We start from the raw sequence: 8,834 nt of genomic DNA, 5'->3' as shown, positions 1-8,834 counted from the left end.
AGTCCCCCCCCCCCGGGCCCCCCCCCCCCCCCCCCCCCGGCGCCCCCCCCCCCCCCCGCGGCCGGCTCGCGCGCGGCCGCACGGTCGGCCCGGGCCTTCGTGCGGCGGTGGACGGCGAGCAGGAGCACGGCCATGGCCAGGGCTGGAAGCGCCAGGAGCGGCGTTCCGGTAAGTCCGTAGGCCAGCAGCAAGGGAGTGACCATCACGGGCCCGAGCGCGAGGCCGGCGTTGCCGCCGACGGCGAACCAGCTCATCCCCTGCGCCGATGCGCCCGCTGCCGCCCGCGCCGCCCGGGCCGCGGCCGGGTGGTAGGCGGCGACGCCCAGGCCGGACAGCGCCACCGCCGCGAAGGTCCACCAGTAGTCGTCCGAGACACCCGCGAGGCCGATGCGATGCCGGCGACGAGGAGGCCGACCGGGGTGAGCCAGGGCAACGGCCGACGGTCGATGAGTACCCCGAAGGCGGGCTGCACCACCGAGGACAGCACGGTGGCCGCCAGGATGATGCCGGTCGCCGCGGTGTAGGAGTAGTTGCGGTCGAGCACCAGGAACGGCAGCAGGGCCGGCACCGCTCCCTGGTACAAGTCCTCGACGACGTGGCTGGCCGTCAGCAATGCCACCGCCGGCCGGTCCACCACGCCTGTGCTCCGGGGCGGGCGACGTCGGGACACCGCGTCGGACATCCGTCCCGCGGTCGTGTCGTCGGACTCCGGCACTCGGAGCGGAACGGTCAACGCGGCTCCTCAGCAGACCGACGTCCGGACCGTCGGAGTTCTGCATCATGCCCGCCCCGGCCCCTGACCTCCTCGGTGGTCCCTGCGCACCGACTCGAAGCCACCCGAGCGGGCGTCGTCGTCTCGGCTCCCGCGGTCCGACCCGGCCGTCAGACCGGTCCGGACCCGTCCGGGACGAGCGAGGCCATCAGCGTCGAGGACGTCGATGTGGCGGGCGTGGTCGAGCCCCGACAGGCCCACCGTGTCGGCGAGTCGCGGGTGTCGATCAGGGCCCGGTGCGGTCGAGCGGCTCGGCGAGTCGGTCCCCCACCTCGGCGGGAGTGCCGGCGATCGCGAGCGATGTGGAGGTGATTTCCCCGGACACGACGCCTGGACGTGGGCGACGACCTGCGCGAGCTCGTGGACTTCTCCTCCGAGTGCAGCCACCTCATCGCCGCCGGCGACGCCTACCGCCGGTCGGCTGATCCGGCACGGACCTCCCGCGGTCACCGCGGCGCGCGCACCGACGCCGTCGCCAGGCTGCCGGCCGACGCCCGCGCCTGCCGCCGTGGGGCAGCCCAGCGCGGGCGGTCAGCGCACCGGCCGCAGGTGCTCAGCGGCCGCCGTCGTCCTTCCCGAGCGACGGCGACCGCTCCTCCGCGAGCCGGTCGGCGAACAGCGGCGGCAGGTAGCGCAGCATCAGGGCCGACCACACCACGTGCGTGAGCACCGACGCCTGGATCCCCCCGGTGATCCTGCGCTGCTGCGCGAAGAGCAGACCATCGGCACGCTCGCCAGCACGAGCGCGGGGTTGCGGGTGGCGGTGGTGGCCAGCCCGTAGACCGCGGTCGAGACGATCACCGGCCGGTCCGCGCCCGCTGCCGCGTAGAGCGCGCCGCGGAAGAACACCTCCTCCGCCACGCCGTTGGCCAGCGTGGTGGTGAGCACGAGCGAGGTCGACCCCTGGTCGGCGTAGCGGAGCACCGAGCCGATCGCCCGCTTGAGGACCGGGACCCGCCGGGCGACCAGTGCCGCGGCGTAGAAGGCCCCGAAGGCGCCGACCCCCGAGACGACCGGCGTGACCACCGGCCGGCGCAGCGTGTCCGGGTAACCGTCGGTCCGGGCGCGAACCGTGGCGCCCTCGAGGGAGGCGCGCCCGACGCTTCATGCGGCAGCGCAGGAACCGTCGGCGTCCTCCGTGGTCGACTGCGCCTCTTCACCGAGCCGGCCGCCGCAGCGATCTGGTCTCTTCGCGCGCCCCCGAGGGCGCGGTGGCACTGACCCGGCAGCCCCTCCGCAGGTGCCGGCCGAGCTGGCCGAGACCTTCGAGGAGGTCCGATCGCCTACGACGCGACGCTCTGCGTCTGGCGGGGCGACGCCGCCGGCGACGAGGTGTAGCCCGCCGCCCGCGCCACCGCCAGCAGCCGCTTGGCCCTGGTCCGCCCGTACGTCTGCGCGACCTTGCCGGCCACCAGCTCACGGACCGCCTCGCAATTCGCCGGCCGCGGCTCCCGAAACGGGCGCTGCCCGCCGGCCTCGTGCCGGGCGATGATCCGCTTCACCGTCTTGTGAGTCGTGCCGCAGATCGCGGCCGCTCCCCGATAGCTGCCCACCTCGCGGTAGGCGGTGATGACGTCCAACTCTTCGCTCGCAGACGTCAATGGAGCTCCCATGGGCGGTGCGGTGACTGGCTAGACACCGCCACCGTCACCGCCCAGGGCCTCAGCTCACGATCGACACGACGAGCGAGGGACGGGGACCTACCTGGTCATCAGCGGAGACTTCTCGATGGCCACCAGCGGGGACTTTGGCACGGCCACGGACAACCAGTCCTCGTGACAGGCGCGCCCGTATGCCCGATCAGGTCGAGGGCCGGTCACCTCCTCGGCAACGTGATGATCCGCGTCTGTGCCGGTCAGGACGAGCGAGGAGCGGTCAGCGTGGTGCTGCGTCAGCGCAGCCGGAGGCTCCCCGCGATCTCGTTGGACATCGACGCATGCGACCGGCCGGCGGGGTCACAGCATCGGGCCGCTCATCGAACCTGGCCACGGATGCCGATCGACCTCACTGCCCAGGGAAGAGCAGAGCTGGCAGGATGGCGACACTGGCGCTCCGTGAGGCAATGACGATCCAGTGACGCTGCAGTAACGCGGGTCCCGATAGCTTCCGGCACATTGATCGATCCGGCGCCGGACCATCGCGGCGCCGGACCATCGCACAGAGGAAACCAAGGCAGGCAGTGGCTGAGCCGTGTGAACTCGTGGTGCTGCTGTCGGGCTCCACCGAGGATGCGTCGCGGATCGCCAGTGCCCACCCCGAGATCTCGTTCGAGCGAACCCCGGCGCCTTCGGAGAAAGGCATCGAGACCTGGTACCTGACCGCCCGGATAGAGACCCGGCACAGGGCCGAGGAGTTCGCGCGCCGGATGAGGGAGATCGAGACCGTTCGAGCTGCATACGTGAAGCCGGATGGAGAGCCGCCCCGATAGGTCGGTGCGACCTCCGCAGGAGAATGCAGGAGGGGATCCGCAGCAATGGCGAAGGAGAAGCGTCCCGGCGGAGCCACCACGTCGCCCGGCCCGGGCCATCCGGAGTTGATCATCGTCATGGCGCCCGGCGCCGATGTCAGAGCCACGCCGTCCGGCGTGAGCGCTGCGTCCGATGCGGTGGCCGACGCCCTCACTGCCGCCCTCGCCCAGGCCGGGGCCAGGATGCTGCCCTTGTTCGGGGCCAGTGAGGACCGGGTGCGGGCGGCAAGCGAGGGGGTGGCCGGTTCGCCGGACGTCCCTGATCTCGCTGCCTTTTATCACGTCCAAGCACCCGAGGACCGCTTGGAGTCCCTCGCCGAGTCACTCGGGCAACTTGATGGCGTAGAGACGGCGTACGTCAAACCGCCGGCCGAGCCTGCGGCGACGACGCTCAACGACATGGCTCCGGACACGAGCGAGGCCCCCGCGGCCACGCCGAGCTTCGAGGCGCGCCAGGGCTACCTGGACGCAGCTCCCGGGGGTATCGATGCCCGGTACGCCTGGACCGTCGCAGGTGGCCGCGGGGCCGGCGTACGCATCATCGACTGCGAGTGGGGATGGCGCTTCACCCACGAGGACCTCAGCCAGAACTCCTCCGGCGTGCTCGTCGGATCCTCGTTGGGCTACGACGCCGACCCGACGGCGGTCACGGCCAACAATCGCGCGGTGAATCACGGCACCGCCGTGGTCGGTGAGATCGGTGGCGATACGAACGCTCTCGGCATCACGGGTATCGCACCGGACGCCGCCGTCGGAGCCGCCTCGTTCGCGTCGTTCTCCTCCGCCAGCACCATCACGCGAGCCGCCGACAAGCTCGGGGCCGGCGACATCATCCTGCTGGAGATCCATCGCCCTGGCCCTCGTCACAACTTTCAGGCCCGCAACGATCAGCTGGGATACGTTGCCGTCGAGTGGTGGCCGGACGACTTCGCCGCAATCCGCTACGCCGTGGCCAAAGGCATCATCGTGGTCGAGGCTGCCGGCAACGGGGCGGAAAACTTGGACGACGGCCTCTATGATGCCCGCCCCGCGGCCTTTCCCAGCAGCTGGCGCAATCCCTTCAATCCGGTGAACCCCAGTTCACACGCGGTGCTCGTCGGCGCCGGGGCACCGCCACCGGGAACCCACGGCAACAATCATGGAGCAGACCGATCACGTCTCGGGTTCTCCAACCACGGCCGCCGAGTCGATTGCCAGGGTTGGGGTCGAGAAGTGACCACGACCGGATACGGCGACCTGCAGGGCGGCTCGGCCACCGACCTCTGGTACACGGACGGCTTCTCCGGCACGTCGAGTGCCTCCCCCATCGTGGTCGGCGCGCTGGCCTGCGCGCAGGGCATCATCCGTGCCCAGGGCGGCACCCCGCTCACCTCCAGCGCGGCCATCGCCGCCCTGCGGGCCAGCGGATCACCGCAGCAGGATCAGCCCGGCCGGCCGGCCACCCAGCGCATAGGGAACCGACCGAACCTTCGCCAGCTCATTCCGCAGGTGGCCGACGGTTGGAGCAACAACCGAACCGTGGTCAGGACACACGCGAAAAACAGCGCCCAGATGGCATGGGTGATTCTCAACGGCACCGGCTGGATCCGCGTGGCACCCCGCGCCCCGGACGGCGTGACCAACAATCTCGCCGTGCTGAGCGAGGCACTGGCCAACGGTCGGAAGGTCGACGTCCTGCTGCAGATGGGGTCGATCACCCAAGCCACCGTCCGCTGACGCCCCCAATCCCGACGAACGGATAGAGGCACATCATGTGGCACAACAATCTGACCGTCATCAGCACTCATTGCAAGAACCCCGCTCAGCAGGCGTGGGCAATCATCCAAGGATTCTCCGGCTGGCTTCGCATCAAGCCGCAGAGTCCCGACGGGGTGACCAACGTCTTCCTCCTCCTCACGACCGGCCTGGCGAACAACCGCAAGGTCGACGTGCTGATCGTCAACAACGAGATCACCGAGGCCACCCTGCGGTGACCGACGCGTCCCTACAGGCGCTTCGGATTCTCACCAGGAAGCAGACCTCGAGAAGGCAACCATGGATCCCGTCATTGTGGTCAACATCTACCTGAATCAGGACGGCACCGCGGCTTCGTCAGGCGGACCCCGCACGGTGGTCTCGCACGGACTCTCCGGCACCCCGCCCGACATGGACATCCCGCCGCCTCCGTCGGCCGACCCAGCAGGACCGTCCGCTGCGGTCGACGAGATCCCCGCGCCACCGGCCGCGCCGTCGGATCAGTGGTTCACTCCACCGCCCGTTCCGTCAGAGCCCGGCCTGTCCTCCGACGAGGACGTACCTCCGCCGCCGACCTTGGACGCCGAGCCGAGTAGCGGACATGCGGACATCCCTCCATCGCCCGACGCCTGACCGACCTCCTGAGCCGTCCACCCCGGCTACTGGGCGGGGTCGTCGTGCCGGCGGAGGTCGTCCATCGGGTCGAGCCGTGCCAGGCCGCCCACCCGACCGTCGGACCGTGAGACAACTCCCGTCGAGGACGATCCAAGGCCCTTGATGTTCGCGCCTCGCCGTTCCGTCCTTCAGGCCGCGCCGCCGTGGCGAGCCCGCGCCCGAGGTCGTCGGCGTTCGTCACCGACGTGAACTCGACGACGGCATCCATCCCCTGGGAGCGCTGCCGCGTTATCAGATGAGCCAAAGGAGATGCACATGCGCTCCTTCGCAGAGGAGCCGAAATCACCTCAGCAGACTGCGAATGGCGGCTCGACGTCGATCACTCCCCCACGCCTTGGCCGACGGCGTGCCTTGAACGAGATCCGTCACCTACAGCGCATATTCGGGAACCAGGGCGCACAGAGGCTGTTGACCAAAAACGGGGACGAAGTCACAGGATGTCCAACAGCCAAAGAGAGCACACCTTTCGGTCACGATGTCAGTCGGATCCCGATCCAAGCTTCTTCAACCGAAGCGCCCCGGGCCGAACCAGCGGCGATGGACGGCGAATACTCGGGGGGCGTGCCACTCGCGTCAGGCGTACGCGCAAAGATGGAGGCCTGCTTCGGCGAGGCGCTGGGCGACGTCCGGCTACATCACGGGCCAGCCGCCCAGCGCTCGGCCCGCTCGCTCGGCGCGCGGGCATACACAGCCGGCCGCGACATCGTGCTCGGCGATCAGGTCTCGACGACCGAGGTGAACGACCCGCGCAGCCACCTGCTGACGCACGAGCTGACTCACGTCCTGCAACATCGCCGAGCTGGGCAACAGGGCAGCACCCGCTGGACCGCACGTCCCGGCGATGCGGTCGAGCGCGAGGCGAACCGAAACAGCTGGCTCAACAGACACCAATTGCCGTTCGATCCGGTGCGGACGGCGTCTGCGGCTGTCGCCCTCACCCCGACCAGTGCCAGGGTCGAGCACGACCTCTCGTACGCAGCTGACGACTGGGCAGTCACAGCGACCGAGGAGACTCGGATCCTCGATGCCCTCGACCGGTATTCGGATCTGTCGGCAACCATCGCCGACCTCGAAGCAGCCGGCATGCTGGACACCCTGTTCGACCGCGTCGACGAGCCCGGCAACCGCAGGCGGCTCCTGCATGTACTCGGGCGCGGACTGGACACTGCCGCCCAGGCCCTCGTGGAGCCGAACGTGCGCCGGCTTGGCAAGGGGGCCGAATTGCAGTTCAACCTCGGCAGGTTCGGCGTCACGTCGGCTGCGCCCGCGTTCAACCCGGCGGCCCTCGAAGCAGCCGTCGTCGGCACGGCGCGGACATCACGTGCTGGGCACAGCGGTGGCCACCTGACGGACCCGTTCACGGGTGTGGGCGCGACCGGCGTCATCCCTACGACGCGGTACGTCGGCACGTTCCACACGACGCCAGGCGTGCCGCAGATCCCCGTCGAGGACCAGGCGCTGCTGGCGGTCGGCCATGCGGCGACCGTGGCGACATACAGCAACCCGCTCCCGGGCAGCCTGCCTGCATACCTCGGGGGCCTGACCGGAACGCAGAGGACCCAACAGGCGGAACTGCTGCTCCGGCGGCCGATCGCGTCGGTCGAGACGCGATCATACGAGGGCGATCTGCCGTCTCGCGCGCAGGTGATGACCGCCGCGGCGGGCGCGCACGGTCTGCACGCTGCCCTCGTCGCGGCGTTCATCCTGGCCGAGCAGCGTGACCAGTCACAGGCCGAGGACGCCAAAGACTACCAAGGCGCGACCAGCCTCCTGCAAGGCAACACGTCGATCGGGCTCGGGCAGGTCGTGGTGTCGACCGCACGGAACCGAGACTTGTTCGCCGACCTGGTCAGCGCCCCGACACGCACCGCGGAGGGCCTGAACGCAACCTCGGGGCCGGGACATTTGGGACTGCTGCACGGATCGGTGACAGGTTGGGTCAGGCGGCCTGAGCTGCCGGTGTGTAGATGATGGTCTCGTACTCGATGGGGGTCAGTCGACCGAGGCCGGCTTGCCGACGTCGGCGGTGGTAGGTGCGTTCGATCCAGGTGACGATCTCGATGCGCAACTGCTGGCGGCTGGCCCAGGAGCGGCGGTCGAGCACGTTCTTCTGCAGCAGCGCGAAGAAGGACTCCATGGCGGCGTTGTCCCCGGCTGCACCGACCCTGCCCATTGACCCGGACAGCTGATGCCGGTTGAGGGCCTGGACGAACTTCCGGCTGCGGAACTGCGATCCGCGGTCCGAATGCACGATGCAGCCGGCGACCTCGGCACCGTCGGCGGCCCGCCGGGCGACGGCATTCTCGATCGCGGTCACGGCCAGCCGAGACTTCATCCGTGAGTCGATGGAGTAGCCGACGATCCGGTTGGAGTGCACGTCCTTGACCGCGCACAGATAGAGCTTGCCCTCGGCCGTGCGGTGCTCGGTGATGTCGGTCAACCACAGCTGGTTGGGTCCGGCCGCGGTGAACACCCGCTGGACTTGGTCGTCGTGCACGGGAGGTCCGGGCCGGCCGCTCTTGCCCCGGCGCGGCTTGCCGAACGCGCTCCACCAGCGGTTGGCCGCGCAGATCGCCCACGCGGTGCGTGCGGCCATCGGCTGCCCGCTGGCAGCGGCCTCATCGACGAGGAACCGGTAGCCGAACTCGGGGTCGTCGCGGTGGGCGTCGAACAGCGCGTTGGCCCGGTAGGCCGCGACCAGTTCGCTGGTCGTGACCGGGGCGGCCAGCCACCGGTAGTAGGGCTGGCGGGCGATCTTCAGAACCCGGCACGTCACCGTCACGGGGATCCCGTCGACGGCGAGTTCACGGACGAGCGGGTAGATCATTTTCCCGGCAGGTTCGCCTGGGACAGGTAGGCCGCTGCCCGGCGCAGGACCTCGTTCTCCTGCTCCAGCAGCCGGATCCGCTTGCGGGCCTCACGCAGGTCGACGTTCTCGGCCGCGGTGGTCCCGGGCTTGACGCCCTCGTCGACGTCGGCAGCCTTCATCCAGTTCGTCAGACACGACTCGCTGATCCCGAAGTCAGCCGCGATCTGCTTCAGGTGCTGGCCCGGCTCACGGTTGCGAGCGACGCTCACGACGTCGTCGCGAAACTCCTTGGGGTAGGGCTTGGGCACGGCGAACATCCTTCCAGCGGCGCCTCGCGGCACCACAGATCAGATGTCACCTACTCGTGCAGCAGTCCC

General features: G+C 69.8%; 7 protein-coding genes and 1 pseudogene. 4 read left to right on the top strand and 4 right to left on the bottom strand.

Going from position 1 to position 8,834, the window contains the following annotated elements:
- Positions 1–250: 250 nt before the first annotated feature.
- The 3 genes and pseudogenes from QOZ88_RS22930 to QOZ88_RS22920 all read right to left on the bottom strand — a co-directional run.
- A complete protein-coding gene (locus tag QOZ88_RS22930; RefSeq protein WP_306001990.1) occupies positions 251–619 on the bottom strand; it encodes an MFS transporter in 369 nt (122 codons plus the stop codon).
- A gap of 792 nt (positions 620–1,411) precedes the next feature.
- Positions 1,412–1,798 (bottom strand): CPBP family intramembrane glutamic endopeptidase, encoded by a 387-nt coding sequence (locus QOZ88_RS22925; protein ID WP_306001989.1) that lies wholly within the window; start codon positions 1,796–1,798, stop codon positions 1,412–1,414.
- A 299-nt stretch (positions 1,799–2,097) separates the two neighbouring features.
- A pseudogene (locus QOZ88_RS22920) lies at positions 2,098–2,373 on the bottom strand (IS21 family transposase); the annotation flags it as partial.
- A gap of 599 nt (positions 2,374–2,972) precedes the next feature.
- On the opposite strand from QOZ88_RS22920, the gene QOZ88_RS22915 reads away from it, so the two are divergent.
- The 4 genes from QOZ88_RS22915 (at position 2,973) to QOZ88_RS22900 (ending at position 7,619) form a co-directional block, all read left to right on the top strand.
- Entirely contained in the window at positions 2,973–3,200 is a 228-nt protein-coding gene (locus QOZ88_RS22915; RefSeq protein ID WP_306001988.1) for a hypothetical protein, read from the top strand.
- A gap of 45 nt (positions 3,201–3,245) precedes the next feature.
- Complete coding sequence (locus QOZ88_RS22910; RefSeq protein ID WP_306001987.1) at positions 3,246–4,955, top strand: S8 family serine peptidase; 1,710 nt, start codon at positions 3,246–3,248, stop codon at positions 4,953–4,955.
- A gap of 35 nt (positions 4,956–4,990) precedes the next feature.
- Positions 4,991–5,212 (top strand): hypothetical protein, encoded by a 222-nt coding sequence (locus QOZ88_RS22905; RefSeq protein WP_306001986.1) that lies wholly within the window; start codon positions 4,991–4,993, stop codon positions 5,210–5,212.
- A 973-nt stretch (positions 5,213–6,185) separates the two neighbouring features.
- On the top strand, positions 6,186–7,619 hold the full coding sequence (locus QOZ88_RS22900; protein ID WP_306001985.1) for an eCIS core domain-containing protein: 1,434 nt from the start codon (positions 6,186–6,188) through the stop codon (positions 7,617–7,619).
- Here the strand turns inward: QOZ88_RS22900 and QOZ88_RS22895 are convergent.
- Positions 7,588–8,765 (bottom strand): IS3 family transposase gene (locus QOZ88_RS22895; protein ID WP_305998280.1). Its coding sequence is split into 2 segments (ribosomal slippage): positions 7,588–8,478 and positions 8,481–8,765, totalling 1,176 coding nucleotides; the frame shifts between segments, so codons are not numbered across the junction. The two genes, QOZ88_RS22900 and QOZ88_RS22895, sit on opposite strands and share 32 nt — an antisense overlap.
- Positions 8,766–8,834: the final 69 nt, after the last annotated feature.

The sequence above is a fragment of the Blastococcus carthaginiensis genome, assembly GCF_030731085.1.
GTDB lineage: Bacteria > Actinomycetota > Actinomycetes > Mycobacteriales > Geodermatophilaceae > Blastococcus > Blastococcus carthaginiensis.
Note: the sequence above shows the minus strand (reverse complement) of the source record. Positions and strands in the feature narration are given on the sequence as shown.

Excerpts from the sequence above, each read along its gene's own strand:
- QOZ88_RS22905 (WP_306001986.1), top strand. The coding sequence starts at position 4,991 with ATGTGGCACAACAATCTGACCGTCATCAGCACTCATTGCAAGAACCCC.
- QOZ88_RS22900 (WP_306001985.1), top strand. The coding sequence starts at position 6,186 with ATGGACGGCGAATACTCGGGGGGCGTGCCACTCGCGTCAGGCGTACGC.
- QOZ88_RS22910 (WP_306001987.1), top strand. The coding sequence starts at position 3,246 with ATGGCGAAGGAGAAGCGTCCCGGCGGAGCCACCACGTCGCCCGGCCCG.